We start from the raw sequence: 17,086 nt of genomic DNA, 5'->3' as shown, positions 1-17,086 counted from the left end.
GTATTAACAGGTTTTATCTGTGATACGATAGATAAACAATTTTAAGGAGGGTTTATTAATGGGGAATAATAGAAAAATAAAAGCTAAAGCAACTGCACTTACACTCACTTCTATTATGATGCTCGGTATGCTCGCAGGTTGTGGTGGCAACAACGGGAATAACGCAGCTGGAGATGCAGCTGGAAATGCAACAAATAAGGGGAATTCGTCCAATGCGGCCAATGCGGTTGAAGATACTTCTCCGCTCACGATGACTTTCTTTAGTGCTGACCCTAACCCAAACTGGACGGGTATGCAAGATGAAGTAGGTAAAGTAATCACAGAAAAAACAGGCGTAACCTTGAATGCTGAGTACGCGGTTGGTGACCCTGCTCAAAAAGTAGCGCTGATCGCAGCGAGCGGTGATTATCCGGATCTGATCAGTGCCAAGACTGACGTGAGTAAGCTGGTAGATGCAGGTGCCATGCTAGATCTTACAGATCTGATTGAAAAATATGCTCCGAACATCAAAAAAGTATTGGGCGAAGAAGGTATGAAACGCTCTCGTTATAGTGATGATGACCATGCCATTTATGCAATTCCTACTTATGCAGGTGTAGATAATAAATATTTTGATGCAGGCGGTGGATTCGAGCTACAGCACCGAGCGGTTAAAGAAGCTGGATACCCAGAAATTAAAACCGTTCAAGATTATGAGAATGTAATCAAGTCATACCTTGAAAAACACCCTACAGATGAAAATGGTAACAAAAACATTGGTTTAACGTTGAATGCAGACGATTGGTACATGTACATCACAGTAACCAACCCAGCGTTTATTACTACGGGTTCCCCTGACGATGGTGAATATGCAATTGATATCGATACACAAGAAGTAACATACCACTTCCGTCGTCCTGCTGAAAAAGAATATTTCCGTTGGCTCAACCATATGAACGATATTGGATTGCTTGATCCAGAAAGCTTCGTTCAAAAGTATGACCAATATAAAGCAAAAATCGCTACCGGCCGTGTTATCGGCCTGATTGACCAAGACTGGGGTTATGGCGATGGAGAAAGAGCTTTAAAAGCGGAAGGTAAGCTGGATCAAGGATATGGACACTATCCAGTAACCTTGTCTGAGGAGTACAAAGAAGCTTCCTTCTGGCCAACAGGCTTCATGGGCGGTAGCGGAGTCGGGATCAGTGTAGATGCTAAAGATCCGGTTCGTGCGATTAAGTTCTTGGACTACCTCGCTTCCGATGAGGGTCAAGTATTGATTAACTGGGGTATTGAAGGCAAGCACTACAACGTTGTAGATGGCAAACGCGTCATTCCTGAAGATGTAAACAACCGTAAATATAATGACACAACCAACTTCCAAAAGGAAACTGGTTTAGGTAATGTCGGATCAAACTACGCATTGCTTAGTGCTCACTATGGCGATGGTGTATTAGACCCTACTGGTAACTACTACACAACCCGTTTCCCTGAACAAGTAACCGTAGGTTACAATGCTGTAGAAAAAGAAACACTTGCAGCTTATAAAGCAACAACATGGAAAGATCTTTTCCCAAGCGAAGATGAATTCAAAGTTAAGCCTTGGGGCGCAGCTTGGAACATCACCATTCCTGGGGATAGCGAAATTGTTGTTCTTGACAACAAGCTGAAAGACATCACTTGGAAACGTATTCCTGAAGCCATCTTGTCCAAACCAGCTGATTTCGATAAAGTTTGGGATACTTACATGGCTGAACTGGATAAAGCCGGTGTAACGAAAGCTGAAGATATGCGTGAAGAGCTGGTTAAACAACGCGTGAAGCTTTGGAATGATTAATTGCTAATTCAAGGCTAATACAATAGAAGCAAGTAGATGGCGGGAAGTCCGAACGAAAGTCCGGGCTTCCCGCCGATTTCTTTTCATCTATAATTATAGGATAGGAGGAATGTACGTGGGAGAGAGCAAAAATACTGGAAGGGATGAGCTTTGGTACAAGCAGCCGGCAGCTGTTTGGGAAGAGGCACTGCCCGTGGGTAACGGGAGACTAGGCGGCATGATCTTTGGCGGAGCGGAAGAAGAGCTAATTCAACTTAATGAGGACACCTTATGGTCGGGCTTTCCGCGGGATACAGCAAATTATGAGGCGCTACGTCATTTGGGTCCGGCTAAGCAATTAGTGGCGGAGGGGAAATACAAGGAAGCAGAAGCGCTGATGGAAGCCAAGATGTTAGGCAGACGGACCGAATCCTATCAACCGCTCGGGGATTTGCGAATGAAGTTCAATCTTGCGGGTCCTGTAGAGAATTACCGGAGGGGGCTTGATTTGGTTCAGGGGCTGGCTACTGTATCCTATACGACAGGGGACGTAAGGATTGTGCGAGAAGTGCTGGCCAGCAGGCCGGATGAACTTATAGCTATTCATATTCGTGCAGAAGGGAGAGAAGGGCGGGGAGTTCTACCTGATTTCTCGGTGGAGCTAACTTCGCCGCATCCTTTCTGCTCGGAGCTAACTTCGGACGGCATGCTGATCATGGCTGGCCGTGCCCCATCGCATGTGGCTGATAATTATGCAGGGGATCATCCACGTGCTGTGTTATACGAAGAAGGCCTTGGCATAAGCTTCGCAGCGGGATTGAAAATCCGTACAGATGGCGGTAATTGTGCAGCAGCGAACGGCATGTTGTCGGTTACAGGTGCTCGCTCCATTACCATCCGTCTGGCTGCAGCAACCGATTTTGCCGGGTATGACCGGAAGCCAGGAAGCGGCGGTAAGCTGCCTTCGGAGATGTGCCTAGAACAACTGGCTATATCCTCTACTGAATATGCAGAGCTGAAGCAGCGCCATCTGGAGGACCATCAGTCCTTATTCCGGCGCGTGGAGTTAACGCTTGCACCAGTTTCCTCCGAAATAGAGCTTCCCACGGATGAGCGACTGACACGGTACCGCGAAGGTCAAGCAGATTCTGCGCTAGAAGCGCTGCTGTTCCAGTATGGCCGCTACCTGATGATTGCTGGCTCACGGCCGGGGACGCAAGCTCTGAATCTGCAAGGGATCTGGAATCCCTATCTCCAGCCGCCATGGAACAGCAATTATACGACCAATATAAACACTGAAATGAATTATTGGCCAGCCGAATTATGTGGTTTGGGTGAATGCCATGAACCCTTAATTGATTTTATTATGGAGCTTAGTGTGGCTGGCAGCCGTACAGCAAATATTCATTATGGCGCACGTGGCTGGACGGTGCATCATAATACAGATTTGTGGCGTATGACGTCTCCGTCAGACGGCAAGGCGATGTGGGCATTTTGGCCAATGGGGGGTGTTTGGCTCTCTCGCCATCTATGGGAGCGTTATGCTTTTCGTCCAGATAAGGAATATTTGCGCAACACAGCTTATCCTTTGTTAAAGGGAGCCGCGTTATTTTGTCTGGATTGGCTGGTAGAGCTGCCTGATGGAAGATGGACAACGGGTCTGTCTACCTCACCGGAAAATGTATTCTTGACTGCTGACGGCACGCCATGCAGTGTCTCGGCTGGCTCAGCCATGGACTTATCGCTCATCGCTGAATTGTTTAAACACTGTATTCAGGCTGCTGAGGTTTTGAATACCGATGATGAACTGCGTCAAGAGCTCATGCAGAAGCAAAAGCTGCTTGCCCACCCGGGGATTGCACCGGACGGACGTATTCGTGAATGGAATGAGGATTTTGCTGAACAAGAGCCTGGGCATCGCCATGTCTCTCATTTGTATGATTTATATCCCGGGAATGTAATTAGTCCTTCCTCCACACCGGAGCTAGCGGAGGCCGCATCGTTATCGCTTAAGAAGCGCTTAGAAGGTGGAGGAGGACACACGGGATGGAGTGCAGCCTGGCTACTTAATCTGTATGCGCGTTTGAAGGATGGAGAGAGTGCGTATAGCTGTTTACGTCGTATTTTGCAAGATTCAAGTCTGCCCAATTTATTCGGTAATCACCCTCCATTTCAGATTGACGGTAACTTCGGAACTACAGCCGGGATTGCTGAGATGCTCTTGCAGAGTCATCAGGAAGGGCTTGAATTATTGCCTGCTCTTCCAGAAGGATGGTCTGACGGTAGTGTGAAAGGGTTGGTAGCCCGAGGCGGCTTTATCACAAATATAGAATGGCGTGAGGGGCGCTTAACGAAGGCAGAACTGACCTCGACTCATGGACAACTGTGCAGGATTTATAGTCATCAGCCTTTGCTCATTCAAAGTTCTGATGGTTCACAAGTAGGGCTAGAGATGGAATTTGAAACCGTAATAGGAGAGAGCTATATTATTACACCGCAAAGCGAATAAAACATATCTTTCTAGCATATAGGCTGTTCTCAGAGTAGAATTATTCTACAGGGAGCAGTCTTTTTTTACCTAAACGCTCATTATCTATTAAATGGTAGGGTTCATTATAAGTCTATAGGAGCCGGAGGAACGGAATATATATGTGGAAAAAACGCTTTACACTAGTAAAGATCATTCTGGGAGGAGTGATTATATTCGCTGCTATTCCACCAATGATTTATTGGGGCTGGGGTCATGCTTATGCGGCTTCGAGTTCACCCACCCTTCGTTCTGTAAACGAAGTAGCGCAGAAGCTAACGGGTGCAATGAACAACCGTAGAGAGACCATTACTTTTACTTATGAGAGCAAAGCTTCAAATTTGAAAACGAAAATACAAGCGGCCCTGGATCAAGCGATGGCTAGTGACCCTTATTTGTATTACATTATAGACAGCTACGGATATACTTATCGAGGAAGCTCAAGCTCTGTAAAAGTTACGGTGGAAGTGAAATATTTGGAGACGTTGGAGCAGACGGCTTTTGTGAACAAAGAAGTGAAGGCTGCGCTGAAGAAGATCATAACGCCGGGCATGAACAATCATCAGAAGGTGAAGGCTATCCACGACTGGGTTGTGCTTCATCTGAAGTATGATACCTCATATCGCAAGTACACAGCTTATGAAGGGTTGAAGAGTGGCAGCGCCGTTTGCCAAGGGTATTCGCTGTTGACCTATAAGCTGTTAAAGGAGGCTGGATTCACGAATAAGATCGTTGAGGGTACAGCCAAACAGCCTGGAGGACGCAGCCAGTTGCATGCCTGGAATCTTGTGCTGTTAGATGGACGGTGGTATCATCTCGACACAACTTGGGATGACCCGACACCTGATAAGGCAGGTGTGGTTAGCACAGCATACTACTTGAGAACGGATGCCCAGATGCGTCAGGACCATAGCTGGACAAAGTCTTATCCGGCAGCTTCTGTAGGTTATCATAAGACCTTGACTGCGCTTGTGGAGCGTGGAGGACAGAATGCGGCTGTCTATAAACAGCTTCAGAAGGATCTCAATTATGAGCTATATGCCGAGGAGCTAATTGTACGTTCGGTAGGAGATCTGACTCGGCTAGCGAATAAGGCAATTGCCTCCGGTGAGGTGTCTATATTATTCCGTTATCAAGGGAGTGGGACCAAGCTTAAGAATGATCTGCAGGAGCTATATAAGCTTGGACTAGAGGATGTATCTTACTCCAGTTCTGCTTTTGACAATACGGGTGATCTCAAAGTGTTTGTGACTTGGGAATAGAAGGATAACAAAAAAAGGACATCCCATAAGCCTAAATGGCTACGGGATATTCCTTGACTTTTAATGGTTCTTGTTTGTAAGTCTCTTTGTGTGATACTTCATTAATGCCTACAAACTGGATTACCACCGATTAACAATTAGGGAAAATGTCCCTGAAATTCAGCGATTTCAGCTCTTAAGACTAATAATCAGGGAATTCCTCCCTGAAATTCATCCTATTTGGTGGTAAATATATATAATTGACTCAATTATTAGGGAGTAATTCCCTAATTGCATTCAATTAAAGAGCTTTCCATCTACTTTTAGGGAGATTTTCCCTAATTCCTCTCACCTAGCTTAGCTGCAGGGAAAGCCAAAAATAAAGGAGCTAGGCGTCTACAGACTGCTTAGCTCCTTTATTTGCATTTTAACAATATTTTACCACTCAGGTTGCCTAAAGTTACTTTTGAGACACCCACTTTTACCGGGTCTATTTATTCTGGGTGAGTACTTAGGTCGCATTTATCCAAAGGAATAATATTACTCTTCCGGAACCAGCGATAGCCGACCCAGATCAAGACAAACAGCGGCAAGCTGATATAGGAAACGGCGATACCATACCAGTCGATATTTCCGCCTGAGAAGGCGCCCATATTCTGACCGAGAATAGCTACAATACAAAGTCCTAAGGCAAAGATAGGTCCGAATGGGAACCATCTAGCTCGGTAAGGTAGTTCATCTAGCGAATGCCCTTGTGCTATAAATGCTCGTCTGAAACGGTAATGGCAGACTGCAATACCCAACCAGTTAATAAATCCGCACATACCAGAGGCATTCAGTAGCCAGTTATATACGGCTCCGTCACCAAAGAATGAAGCGAGAAAGGCGAGCATTCCGACAGCCGTAGTTACTAGCAAAGCGCCAACAGGGACACCACGGCGATTGAGCTTGCCCAGTGCGCGTGGAGCCATGCCATCCTTAGCCATTGCATACAGGACACGGGTAGAGGCGTACATCCCGGAGTTCCCGGCTGATAATACGGAGCTTAGAATGACGGCATTCATTACGGATGCAGCAATTGCAAGCCCTGCCTTATTGAACACGATCGTAAACGGACTGACTCCGATATCATCGATACCCCCGCGTAGAAGATCTGGATTCGTATAAGGAATCAACATTCCGATTACAAATATAGCAAGGATATAAAAGATTAATATACGCCAGAATACTTGGCGGATCGCAATTGGAACGTTGCGGCGTGGGTTCTCGCTCTCACCAGCAGCAACACCGATTAGCTCGGTACCCTGGAACGAGAATCCGGCTGCCATAAAGACCCCGACGAAGGCGAAGAAGCCACCATGGAAGGAGCTGCCCCCGATTTGGAAGTTACTGAAGCCTACGGCTTCTCCACCCATAATGCCGAATATCATGAGGACTCCGACAACGAGGAAGGCGATAACGGTAATGATTTTGATAATGGCAAACCAATATTCTGATTCCCCGTAGCCACGAGCAGATAGGAAATTAAGGCCGAACATCAGCAGTAGGAACACCAGACTCCAGAGAAAGGAAGGACTGTCCGGGAACCAATATTTAATGATGACGGTAGCTGCCGATAGCTCTGCTGCAATCGTAACCGCCCAGTTATACCAGAAGTTCCACCCGATGGCGAAGCCAAAGGCGGGACTGACGAAACGAGTACCGTAGGTACTGAAAGACCCGGAGTCCGGTAAATAGGTGGCAAGCTCCCCAAGACTAGTCATGAGAAAATAAACCATTACACCCACAGCCGTATAAGCTAGAAGCGCTCCACCAGGTCCTGCTGAAGCGATCGCACCGCCACTGGCTAGAAACAGACCCGTACCAATAGATCCGCCAAGCGCGATCATGGTCAAATGTCTTGCTTTGAACGATTTTTTTAGCGCAGGCTGATTAATGTTGCCTTGCGCTGGGTTTTGCTGATTGCCCTGCATGAATATGACACTCCTTATGATCTAATCTTACTGTTCATGAACGGGGAGTGCTGAGCTGCTGACTCCCGCAAAACGGGAGGTATACTTCGTGATTTCCAGAAGGTTATGGATGATTGTACGAAACATACAAATTCTGTAAACGCAAAGAAGCCGCAAACTATGTCTGCGGCCTCCATCTATACAGCTCCGCATCATACTCCCTGTGAAGATAGCGCAACACATTGCAGTCTGCTACTTACGCAGGCTCTACAATGTGACAGTTCCGTGCCTTTCGGCAACGGCCCCAGCCTGCACCGCTGTAAGAGCTACAGCGCAAGCTTCGGCAGATATTCCTTTCGGCGTGATTCATAGACGGCTCTAACGTCTCCACACGCGTACTCTTTATATCCGCGACCTCTACCTCATCCTAGTATGACGAGGCTATCTTTACTTCATTCATTTATAAACAACAGGAATTAGTATAAAGCAAGTTTACATCTCAAAGCAATGACAAAATCAGGTACTTCACTGTTAATTGCGGCGGCGTTCTGACATCTGCTGCCAGACGGTGCCCGCTGCAGCTTCACCTGAGGCGATGCGCTCCAAAGCCATCTTGGCCTGAAGTCCAACCTCGAACTCTGGATCATCCGCAGCAAGCGTGAGCGCATCTTGAGCTTCGGATGTGCCGACTTCATAAAGGAAACGAGCCGCGCGCCAGCGGACAAGCTTGCTCTTATCCGTTAGTGCCGCCGTCATCACTGGCGTGGCGGCAGGATCGCCGATGTCGGACAGGGTATCGCCAGCCGTACGTCTTACGGCTGGCGCACTGTCTGCCATTGCCTCATAGAGCAGCTCCATCGCCTCGGGCGTGCGAAGGTCGCCCAGATACACGACCGCAAGCCTGCGAATATGCAGCTTGGGATCGTGTAGCGCCGCCTTAAGCTCCGGCAGGAGCTCCGCCGTCGGCGAAAGATCCTCTAGCGCGGCGTAGCGCACGCGCCAATCCTCATGCTTCAGGTCTCGCAGCAGCTCATCCTGAGTGCGAGTTCGTCTCTGCTCGACGAACTCGCCTTCGGCTCCGTGCGCAATGGCTTGCTGCACGAGGGAGTCGAGGCGTTCCTGCGGATACGCCGCTTCGATCTCTTGCTCGACCTCGCGCGCAATGTCCGCGGGCTCGCCATAACGCACGCCGTAATCGGTGAGCTTGCGCTCTTTGATCATTACGGCGCTGGCTACATCCATAACCGCTTTCGTGAAGCGGTTAGCTAAGGATATGCGCTCCTCATTCGCGCCTGTTTTTACGCGGATTTGCATCGGTATTCCGCGGAACATTTGGACGAAGACTTGTGCTTCCCCAAAATGCGCACCGGCATCCTCGTCAGCTAGGCTCCAATCTCCAGTCAAGCCGTCACTACTCCCGAAGCGGCTTTGAACTTCTCTTAGAATGGCCGCCCAATCAGCGTTGCCTTTGCGCTCAAGTGCTGCGAAGTCAGCAGCATGATAAATGCTAGTAACGCCCGGTATCGTTAACATTTCACGTGCCCAAGCAGGTGCGGAACGCTCGCTTTCTGGCGTATAGGTTCTGCGAATTCCGGGTTCTAAACTTTCGTCCAAATGAAGCTTCATCGTATTTGGACTAGGAGTCGGTTCAATAAATGTAATCTTCATACGTAGCTCCCCCTTGAACGGTATATGGACCGTCATACTTTATACACATATTATCTCATTTCTGGCGTGAAACACAAAATAACACTTCTATTATTTCGCTAAGTTCTGCAATGCGATGAATAAAAGGGCGAACCTTTCTTATGCTATTTGTATATTTTGCAAAATGCGCTGCTGTTCAATATAGTTGTAGTATATTCGCTAAAGCTAGGATTGCGCGGCAAACTCTGTAGAAGAGGTGCTTTATGCCTAAAACTCGTTACCATAATGTCGACAATGTAAGTACAGATAAAACACTAAAAGAATTTCGCCAGTGGCGTGAGGAGCGTCGTCGCAAGAAGAAGGACTATTCATATGTTGTGCCAAATACGCCGCCCAGATTATCTTATCTGTCGGAGAATAGTTTGGAGTCTACCATTACGTGGATTGGGCATTCAACATTCTTCCTTCAATATGAGGGGATGAATATCATTACAGATCCCATCTGGGCAAGAAGGCTAGGCTTTGAGAAAAGATTGGGACAACCTGGGATTGCGATTAGTGAAGTGCCGCCGATTGATCTGATTCTGATTTCGCACTCTCATTATGATCACTTGCACATAGCCTCTATCCGCAAATTATATCGGGCAGGGACGACGCTTGTAGTTCCTGTAGGTCTGAAGCGAAAAATGCTTCGCAAAGGGTTCCGCAACTGTATGGAAATGGAGTGGTGGCAGGAGATTAAGCTAGGAAAAATCAAGCTTACTTTTGTACCTACCCAGCACTGGACGCGGAGAACGCCTTGGGATACGAATACTTCTCATTGGGGTGGGTATATCTTGGAGCCAGCCGAGTCTGAGAACAAGAGGCTTTCTCCGAACCTTTATTTCGCTGGGGACAGCGGGTATTTTCCAGGTTTTAAGGAGATCGGAAACCGTTATAAGATTGATATCACGCTTATGCCGATTGGGGCCTATGAACCGGAGTGGTTCATGACCTCTCAGCATGTGAATCCAGAGGAGGCGATACAAGCCTTCCTAGATGTAGGAGCGGAGACCATGATTCCGATGCATTATGGTACCTTTAGACTTGCTGATGATACCGCCCGGGAAGCATTGGATCGCATGGAAAGCGCCCGAGTTAAACACGGGATTTCTGAGAACCGAATTCGTACGCTCAGTTATGGAGAAACACTGGTTGTACAATCGGAGAATCGCACATCTGGACAATAATTGAAAAATTTCCTCCTGGAAAGTTGTCGCCTTAAAACAGTTGGAATAAGTTTCGTAGGAGAGAGATCAGCTTAAATGCCTATTTCACGGGATTTTTGCACTGATTTTATGCTATAATGAGCCGAAACCCTAAAGTGAAAAGGATGGTAATGCGTAATGATTAGCACAAGCGGCGTAACACTCCGCTACGGAAAACGCGCTCTCTTCGAAGATGTAAACATAAAATTCACCCCTGGTAACTGCTATGGTTTGATTGGTGCCAATGGTGCTGGTAAATCAACCTTTCTGAAAATTCTGTCCGGGGAGATTGAAGCGAACACGGGTGATGTTCATATAACACCAGGTGAACGCCTTGCAGTTCTGAAGCAAAACCATTTCGAGTACGATGAATTCCCAGTACTTGAAACAGTTATTATGGGTCACACTCGTCTTTATGAAATCATGAAAGAAAAGGACGCGCTTTATGCGAAGTCTGATTTCACGGAAGCAGATGGTCTACGTGCCGGTGAGCTAGAAGGCGAATTTGCAGAACTTAATGGCTGGGATGCAGAGCCTGACGCGGCGGCTATGCTGATCGGTCTAGGTATTATGCGTGAACTGCATGATAAGAAAATGGCCGAACTGAGCGGCAATGAGAAGGTACGGGTACTCTTGGCACAAGCCTTGTTTGGCCGTCCAAATAACCTCCTGCTCGATGAGCCTACCAACCACTTGGATCTCGAATCCATAGGCTGGTTAGAGAACTTCCTCATGGATTATGAAGGTACTGTTATCGTCGTATCCCATGACCGTCACTTCTTAAACAAAGTATGTACGCATATTGCGGATATTGATTTTGGAAAAATCCAGATGTACGTTGGTAACTACGACTTCTGGTACGAGTCCAGTCAGCTTGCTCAAGCTTTGCAGCGTGATTCGAACAAGAAGAAGGAAGACAAGATCAAGGAACTGCAAGCCTTTATTCAGCGTTTCTCGGCCAATGCTTCCAAGTCTAAACAGGCAACTTCTCGTAAGAAACAACTCGAAAAAATTACACTGGATGACATTCGTCCATCCAACCGTAAATATCCGTTCCTCAACTTCAAACCTGAACGTGAAGCAGGTAAGCAGCTGCTGACGATCAGCGGATTGACCAAATCGGTTGAAGGTGAGAAGGTTCTTGATGAAATCAGCTTTGTAGTTAACAAAGGCGATAAGATTGCTTTCGTGGGCCCTTACTCTCAGCCTAAATCACTTCTGTTTGATGTGATCATGGGCGAGCAAGAAGCGGATGCGGGTGAATATGCATGGGGAGTCACTACAACTCAAGCTTATTTCCCGAAAGATAACTCCAGCTATTTCGATGGCGTGGACTTGAATCTCGTAGAATGGCTGCGTCAGTATTCTAAAGATCAAGATGAGACGTTCCTGCGTGGATTCCTTGGACGGATGTTGTTTGCCGGAGAAGAAGCACTGAAGAAAGCAAGTGTACTGTCCGGGGGCGAGAAGGTTCGCTGTATGTTGGCGAAGATGATGCTGAACGGTGCGAACGTGCTTGTATTCGATGAACCTACCAATCACTTGGATCTGGAATCCATTACGGCACTGAACAACGGACTGATCGATTTCGACGGGACTATTCTCTTTACTTCCCATGACCATCAGTTCATCCAAACCATTGCTAACCGTATCATCGAAATCACACCTACAGGTGTAATTGATCGCACGATGACTTACGATGAGTATTTGGAGAATCCTGAAATTAAGGAAATGCGCCAACGCATGTATCCTGTAGAAGTATAATATTTGCTTTCCGCTAAGCGGAAGGAACCCGTTAAGCAGCTACTCTAATCCTTATAGGATTAGGGTAGCTGTCTTTATAATTTCAATTTCGAAAAGTTAACGGTAGGTGAAGGCTGTGGACAGAGCAATTTTTATTATGAGGCATGGGGAGACCGAGTTTAATACGCAAGGTCGTTACCAAGGCCAATTGGATTCACCACTGACTGAGCATGGAGTGGAACAAGTCAGACAAATGGCGAGGCTGCTTCGTTATTCCGTAGATCAATCCTCCGAGTGGAGGGTGATTTCAAGTCCGCTTGGGAGAGCGCTGCAAAGTACACAGATTTTGTGTGAAATCTTAGGTTTCGATTTCAATAAAGTAGAAACGGATTCCAGGCTAAGTGAGGTATCCGTCGGATCATGGTCAGGGTTAACGCTCAAAGAGATTGAACAGGACTGGGCCAATAGACTTACTGGAACTACTATGTATGATTGGTACTTTCACTCTCCAGACGGGGAGAGCTACGAGGCGGTTCAAGAGCGTGTCACAGACTGGCTGGATAGCGTGTCTTCTTCTCCGCAGGTCATTGCGGTTACACATGGATTAACAAGTAGAATTCTACGCGGAGTATACGCGGGGCTTGCAAGACAGGAAGCCTTATCACTTGAGGTTTCCCAAAGCGCATGTTTTCAGTTGGCAAATTGTACAATAAAGAGAATTAGTTATGAATTTGATGAGTTCTAGCCCATCCTTTAAGGCAGACGAACGCATAAAAGGCTGCGTTGTCCCTGAGGGATAGGCAGCCTTTTATGTTTATAAGATAGTACTAGGATCCGCCGGTACGACGGCGTTGGTTGTTAGGCTTTTTGTTATTCTGACTTTTTAGCGGTTTGGCGGAGCCGGCCTGAAAAGTTGATCCAGGTTTGGAGGAAGATTGTTGTTTCTTCTGCTCCAGCTTTTGCCGGATAGCTTCAGCTAAATTGATTTTTCCTTTTTCATTGCTTTCGCTCATTATGATAACCTCCTTCGAAGCAAGTCCTTCACTTTATTCTAATTGTTTTTAAATGCTGCTACAAGGGCAAGAATAATTGAAAGAATTCTTTTCTAACCAAACAGAAAACGAGGAGATAGCCAAGATGGTTGATATTTACGAAGATATACGTAAAGGCGAGCGTGGAGCTTGGGTTAGCATAGCGGCTTACCTCATTTTATCGACATTCAAACTGATTAGCGGTTATCTATTCGCCTCTAATGCATTGGTCGCGGACGGGGTCAATAATTTAACTGACATCGTGGCATCGGCAGCCGTATTGGTTGGTCTGCGGATTTCGAGAAAGCCTCCTGACTCTGACCATGCTTATGGACATTTTCGGGCAGAGACAGTAGCTGCATTGTTGGCCTCTTTTATTATGGCGGTAGTAGGTATTCAGGTCATTGTGGAGGCGGTGCGTTCTTTTTTCGATCGTGCAAAAGAAACGCCGCAGCTATGGTCTGCGGGTGTGGCTTTAGTGTGTGCAGTGGCAATGATGGGAGTATACATATACAACAAAAGGCTGGCTAAGCAGATAAATAGTAGCGCACTAATGGCAGCGGCAAAAGATAATTTTTCGGATGCTATGGTTAGTGTAGGGGCTGCTGTTGGAATTGTGGGTGCTCAGTTCGGACTGCCATGGATTGATTCTGCGGCAGCCGTAGTTGTCGGGCTGATTATCTTAAAGACAGCATGGGATATTTTCCGTGACTCAACTTATCGGCTTACGGATGGCTTTGATGAAGATCGGTTGATGGATCTCCGCAGTACGATCGCTCGTACACCGGGAGTAGAAGGAATTAAAGATGTAAAGGCACGGGTGCATGGGAACCATGTGCACGTGGATGTTGTAGTGGAGGTTGACGCAAATATTACAGTGGTAGAGGGGCATAAAATCAGTGATTCCATCGAAGAGAGAATGAGCAAGCTGCATAATATTATGAATGTGCAGGTGCATGTGGAACCTAAAAATTAAACTTAAAATGCTAATTTAAGGAAGAAACAAACATATTTAAGGAGGATTCAAGACTTTAGTCCTGTATTTTACCATAAAGTGGCATGATTATATGTGCAATTTGGAGCATGTTCCAAATCCCGGGCAAGCCTATAATGAGGGCATAAAGGAATGTAGTACACACCTTTGTTGAAATCTCATCATGGTATTGGGGGAACGTATGATTAAATCACATAAGCAATTAACAGCATCCTTGTTGGTTTCAGCTGCAATTGTTGCAGGTTTAGGAGTATCTGCTCCTGGAAATGCAGCAGCAGCCTCAAGTCCATCAAATTCAGTTATGGCGGCAGCAGCCGGTCAAACCGCGGTCATCGAGGCAAGTGTTCGCCTTCGCAGCACACCTTCTACAAGTGGAGAAGTAGTGAAGTATTTGCAAAAGGGCGATCAAGTGCAGATTGTGGCAAAACCGAATAACTATTGGTATCAAGTGAAGACAGCAGATGGATCCGTAGGTTACACAAGCACGGATGATAAGTATATCAGCGTAAATTCATCTTCAGTAGGTACACCAACTGCACCATCAGCACAAACGGGAACTATTAAGTACGGAGTGAATCTTCGAACTACTCCTTCTACAAGCGGAAAAGTACTGAGACTTCTGAAGAAGGGGGAACAAGTACAACTTCTGGCAGAGCCGAACAGCTACTGGTATCAAATTCAAACCTCTGATGGTAGCATTGGATATATAAGTTCAAGTGATCAATATATTTCGTTTGCTGGTAACGGGGGGACTGGGACGGTAACGCCGACACCAACACCATCGGTACCACCAGCACCACCTATTTCGACACCTGGGGCTTCGGCCCAAATCGAGAGTGTAATCTCAGCAGGGATGGGCTATCTTGGTACACCTTATGAGTTTGGATCTAGCAGAAATGATACAAGTACCTTCGATTGTTCTGATTTTATTCGCCAAATTTTCATGGATGCTCTGAATTTGAAACTACCTGCTGATTCTCGTCAACAGGGAGATTGGGTAAAATCAAACAGTACGGTGGTTACGTCTACCTCAGGTTTAAAACGCGGTGATCTAATGTTCTTCATGGATTATAAAGGGAATTCTGCTTCAGCTTATGCAGGGATTGATAAATCCAAGGCTAGAATATCACATGTTGCTATGTATCTGGGAGATGGACAAATTATTCATACGTATTCCGTAGCTTCAGGCGGGGTAAAAGTAGATCAGTTAAGCGCTTCTTGGACGAATCGTTTCCTCTTTGGGGGATCGGTCATCCGATAATTATATAGGTACACAGAAGCGGCAGCATCGCATGTTTGTGACGGGTGAACAAAGGCGGCGTAAGTGCAAAAGATACCCCCTCAGTAGAATCATATCTACTGAGGGGGTATCTTTTGGTAAATATAAGGATTTATACGTTCCGTGCTATAAATTATCCTTATATTTCTCGCATAAACACTTGCCGTCCTTATAGGGACGCCGAAGGCGTTTATGCTTGTTATCAGCTTTTCGGAGCTAATTACATAATTACATTGGCAGCCACAGGAACCTTAACCCACGCTTTTCCTAGCCAAGTATAAATTTCTCTCCATTCATTGCCCCAAGTATCCGTAATCACTTCACCTGTAGTGTCAAGCATTTGAGGGCTAAGCCAGCCTGCGGGAATCATACTGCCGACTGAAAAGTGGAAGGCTGTTTTTTCGGTCAGAACAATTTGTGGTGTTGCTGGAGTAATATCCGATGGCGTAATGATCGTTTCGAAAGTATTAGTGTAAGTGCTTCCATTAACTGTCGTAGCGTCTGTAGTTGTACCTGTTACCTCAGCGGCTGATGCAGTAGCGGCTATTGAAGCCATAAGTCCTAAGGCTAGTGTAATGCTGGCGAATTTTTTCATGTTTAGTTCCTCCTTATTATGAACCAGATTCATAAATTTTTATTATTTTCTCAAGTGACATCTGTGTGCGAATGACCTATACTTTCTGCATGATGAATAAGATATATGGATACTTATGGGAGGAGGCTACATCGATCGACCTCTGCGTCCCGTGAAGAGGGAAACAACAAACAGAACCAAGAAGACGAAGAATAGTATCTTTGCAAGACCTGCAGCGGCTGCTACAAGATTAAAGAAACCAAATATACCAGCGATTACAGCTACAACTAGTAGAATTGCGGACCATTTTAACATTACATATCACCTATCCTTTTTTTGTATTTGTAGTCATTGTATAAACGGGGACTTTGATTCTGAAACAAAGGGGAGAAGGGAGTTTTGACAACGCTCGACAGAATGTTTCGGCCTATGGTACTAGGGGTAACTATGCAGTATACAAGGCTGAAAAGCCGCTATTTATGAGATTTGGAAGGGGTTATGAATATGATTATTGAACTTAGTGTAGCTCTCGTTGCTATCGCATTTGCAATACTTGTTTTCTTTCTAATTAAGACTTTGCAGTCAGCGAAGCAATCTCTCGACAAAGTAAGCCAGACCTTGGTGGAAGTGCAGAAGACGATGGATGAACTGACTTATGAAGTGAAGACTACAGTCAGACATGCCAATGAAATTACCGCTGATGTACAGAATAAAATTCAGAAGATTGATCCTGTCATAGATTCTGTGAAGAATTTGGGAGAAGTTATGAATGAGTTAACCTTAACCGTTAAGCAAGTCTCAGTAACTGTGATTGAGAGATATCGTAAATCGCATGAACTGAGGGAGAAGCGTAAGGGAGTATCCGTAAAAGAAGTTCCACTGACTGCAGCCGAGGAACGTACGGTTAACTCCTATGATGCTGTTAATGCCGAGAAAGCACCGGGGAAAATAGCTACTGTGTTAAAAGGTGTAGATGTAGCTGCAACTCTTTGGAAAAAATTCCGTCATTAAACTTAAGGCAGCAAGTCTTCTGTAAATGGCGGCTGCAGATAAGAA

At 46.1% G+C, this 17,086-nt stretch carries 14 protein-coding genes and 1 riboswitch; of the genes, 9 read left to right on the top strand and 5 right to left on the bottom strand.

Going from position 1 to position 17,086, the window contains the following annotated elements; all coding sequences use genetic code 11:
• Window positions 1–58 precede the first annotated feature (58 nt).
• The 3 genes from ACN6MV_RS27435 (at window position 59) to ACN6MV_RS27425 (ending at window position 5,584) form a co-directional block, all read left to right on the top strand.
• Complete coding sequence (locus ACN6MV_RS27435) at window positions 59–1,816, top strand: ABC transporter substrate-binding protein (protein ID WP_339288158.1); 1,758 nt, start codon at window positions 59–61, stop codon at window positions 1,814–1,816.
• A gap of 109 nt (window positions 1,817–1,925) precedes the next feature.
• Window positions 1,926–4,304 (top strand): glycosyl hydrolase family 95 catalytic domain-containing protein, encoded by a 2,379-nt coding sequence (locus ACN6MV_RS27430; RefSeq protein WP_419885265.1) that lies wholly within the window; start codon window positions 1,926–1,928, stop codon window positions 4,302–4,304.
• Window positions 4,305–4,444: 140 nt separating this feature from the next.
• Window positions 4,445–5,584: a transglutaminase domain-containing protein gene (locus ACN6MV_RS27425; RefSeq protein WP_042131060.1), complete on the top strand. Its 1,140-nt coding sequence runs from the start codon at window positions 4,445–4,447 to the stop codon at window positions 5,582–5,584.
• 473 nt (window positions 5,585–6,057) lie between these two features.
• On the opposite strand, the gene ACN6MV_RS27420 is transcribed toward ACN6MV_RS27425, so the two are convergent.
• The gene (locus ACN6MV_RS27420; protein WP_042131059.1) at window positions 6,058–7,536 is read right to left on the bottom strand and encodes an amino acid permease; all 1,479 of its coding nucleotides are present in this window, start codon (window positions 7,534–7,536) and stop codon (window positions 6,058–6,060) included.
• 201 nt (window positions 7,537–7,737) lie between these two features.
• Window positions 7,738–7,943, bottom strand: a riboswitch (Lysine riboswitch).
• 103 nt (window positions 7,944–8,046) lie between these two features.
• Complete coding sequence (locus tag ACN6MV_RS27415; RefSeq protein ID WP_339288154.1) at window positions 8,047–9,183, bottom strand: virulence factor; 1,137 nt, start codon at window positions 9,181–9,183, stop codon at window positions 8,047–8,049.
• 242 nt (window positions 9,184–9,425) lie between these two features.
• On the opposite strand from ACN6MV_RS27415, the gene ACN6MV_RS27410 reads away from it, so the two are divergent.
• The 3 genes from ACN6MV_RS27410 to ACN6MV_RS27400 all read left to right on the top strand — a co-directional run bounded on the left by ACN6MV_RS27410 (window position 9,426) and on the right by ACN6MV_RS27400 (window position 12,897).
• On the top strand, window positions 9,426–10,391 hold the full coding sequence (locus ACN6MV_RS27410; RefSeq protein WP_419885264.1) for an MBL fold metallo-hydrolase: 966 nt from the start codon (window positions 9,426–9,428) through the stop codon (window positions 10,389–10,391).
• Between the two features lie 156 nt (window positions 10,392–10,547).
• Window positions 10,548–12,173 (top strand): ABC-F family ATP-binding cassette domain-containing protein, encoded by a 1,626-nt coding sequence (locus ACN6MV_RS27405; protein ID WP_042131056.1) that lies wholly within the window; start codon window positions 10,548–10,550, stop codon window positions 12,171–12,173.
• 115 nt (window positions 12,174–12,288) lie between these two features.
• The gene (locus ACN6MV_RS27400) at window positions 12,289–12,897 is read left to right on the top strand and encodes a histidine phosphatase family protein (RefSeq protein ID WP_419885263.1); all 609 of its coding nucleotides are present in this window, start codon (window positions 12,289–12,291) and stop codon (window positions 12,895–12,897) included.
• 82 nt (window positions 12,898–12,979) lie between these two features.
• Here ACN6MV_RS27400 and ACN6MV_RS27395 read toward each other — a convergent pair whose 3' ends face one another.
• Window positions 12,980–13,165: a hypothetical protein gene (locus tag ACN6MV_RS27395; protein WP_042131054.1), complete on the bottom strand. Its 186-nt coding sequence runs from the start codon at window positions 13,163–13,165 to the stop codon at window positions 12,980–12,982.
• A 124-nt stretch (window positions 13,166–13,289) separates the two neighbouring features.
• Between ACN6MV_RS27395 and ACN6MV_RS27390 the strand changes: the two genes are divergently transcribed.
• The gene (locus ACN6MV_RS27390; protein WP_419885262.1) at window positions 13,290–14,159 is read left to right on the top strand and encodes a cation diffusion facilitator family transporter; all 870 of its coding nucleotides are present in this window, start codon (window positions 13,290–13,292) and stop codon (window positions 14,157–14,159) included.
• A 199-nt stretch (window positions 14,160–14,358) separates the two neighbouring features.
• Window positions 14,359–15,438, top strand: coding sequence for an SH3 domain-containing C40 family peptidase (locus tag ACN6MV_RS27385; protein ID WP_042131052.1), 1,080 nt, complete (start codon window positions 14,359–14,361; stop codon window positions 15,436–15,438).
• Between the two features lie 238 nt (window positions 15,439–15,676).
• Here ACN6MV_RS27385 and ACN6MV_RS27380 read toward each other — a convergent pair whose 3' ends face one another.
• Complete coding sequence (locus ACN6MV_RS27380) at window positions 15,677–16,051, bottom strand: hypothetical protein (RefSeq protein ID WP_042131051.1); 375 nt, start codon at window positions 16,049–16,051, stop codon at window positions 15,677–15,679.
• 126 nt (window positions 16,052–16,177) lie between these two features.
• Complete coding sequence (locus ACN6MV_RS27375) at window positions 16,178–16,345, bottom strand: DUF1328 family protein (protein WP_042131050.1); 168 nt, start codon at window positions 16,343–16,345, stop codon at window positions 16,178–16,180.
• A 189-nt stretch (window positions 16,346–16,534) separates the two neighbouring features.
• On the opposite strand from ACN6MV_RS27375, the gene ACN6MV_RS27370 reads away from it, so the two are divergent.
• Entirely contained in the window at window positions 16,535–17,041 is a 507-nt protein-coding gene (locus tag ACN6MV_RS27370; RefSeq protein ID WP_042131049.1) for a DUF948 domain-containing protein, read from the top strand.
• The last annotated feature ends 45 nt before the right edge of the window (window positions 17,042–17,086 follow it).

The sequence above is a fragment of the Paenibacillus sp. B-A-8 genome (assembly GCF_048572915.1).
In the GTDB taxonomy this organism is placed as follows: domain Bacteria; phylum Bacillota; class Bacilli; order Paenibacillales; family Paenibacillaceae; genus Paenibacillus_AQ.
The sequence above is the reverse complement of the archived record's forward strand: the minus strand, read 5'-3'. Positions and strand labels throughout refer to the sequence as shown.

What these genes read in the sequence shown, in the direction of transcription:
- ACN6MV_RS27435 (WP_339288158.1), top strand. Translation starts at nt 59, where the DNA reads ATGGGGAATAATAGAAAAATAAAAGCTAAAGCAACTGCACTTACACTC.
- ACN6MV_RS27430 (WP_419885265.1), top strand. Translation starts at nt 1,926, where the DNA reads ATGTACGTGGGAGAGAGCAAAAATACTGGAAGGGATGAGCTTTGGTAC.
- ACN6MV_RS27425 (WP_042131060.1), top strand. Translation starts at nt 4,445, where the DNA reads ATGTGGAAAAAACGCTTTACACTAGTAAAGATCATTCTGGGAGGAGTG.
- ACN6MV_RS27420 (WP_042131059.1), bottom strand. Translation starts at nt 7,536, where the DNA reads ATGCAGGGCAATCAGCAAAACCCAGCGCAAGGCAACATTAATCAGCCT.
- ACN6MV_RS27415 (WP_339288154.1), bottom strand. Translation starts at nt 9,183, where the DNA reads ATGAAGATTACATTTATTGAACCGACTCCTAGTCCAAATACGATGAAG.
- ACN6MV_RS27410 (WP_419885264.1), top strand. Translation starts at nt 9,426, where the DNA reads ATGCCTAAAACTCGTTACCATAATGTCGACAATGTAAGTACAGATAAA.
- ACN6MV_RS27405 (WP_042131056.1), top strand. Translation starts at nt 10,548, where the DNA reads ATGATTAGCACAAGCGGCGTAACACTCCGCTACGGAAAACGCGCTCTC.
- ACN6MV_RS27395 (WP_042131054.1), bottom strand. Translation starts at nt 13,165, where the DNA reads ATGAGCGAAAGCAATGAAAAAGGAAAAATCAATTTAGCTGAAGCTATC.
- ACN6MV_RS27390 (WP_419885262.1), top strand. Translation starts at nt 13,290, where the DNA reads ATGGTTGATATTTACGAAGATATACGTAAAGGCGAGCGTGGAGCTTGG.
- ACN6MV_RS27385 (WP_042131052.1), top strand. Translation starts at nt 14,359, where the DNA reads ATGATTAAATCACATAAGCAATTAACAGCATCCTTGTTGGTTTCAGCT.
- ACN6MV_RS27380 (WP_042131051.1), bottom strand. Translation starts at nt 16,051, where the DNA reads ATGAAAAAATTCGCCAGCATTACACTAGCCTTAGGACTTATGGCTTCA.
- ACN6MV_RS27375 (WP_042131050.1), bottom strand. Translation starts at nt 16,345, where the DNA reads ATGTTAAAATGGTCCGCAATTCTACTAGTTGTAGCTGTAATCGCTGGT.
- ACN6MV_RS27370 (WP_042131049.1), top strand. Translation starts at nt 16,535, where the DNA reads ATGATTATTGAACTTAGTGTAGCTCTCGTTGCTATCGCATTTGCAATA.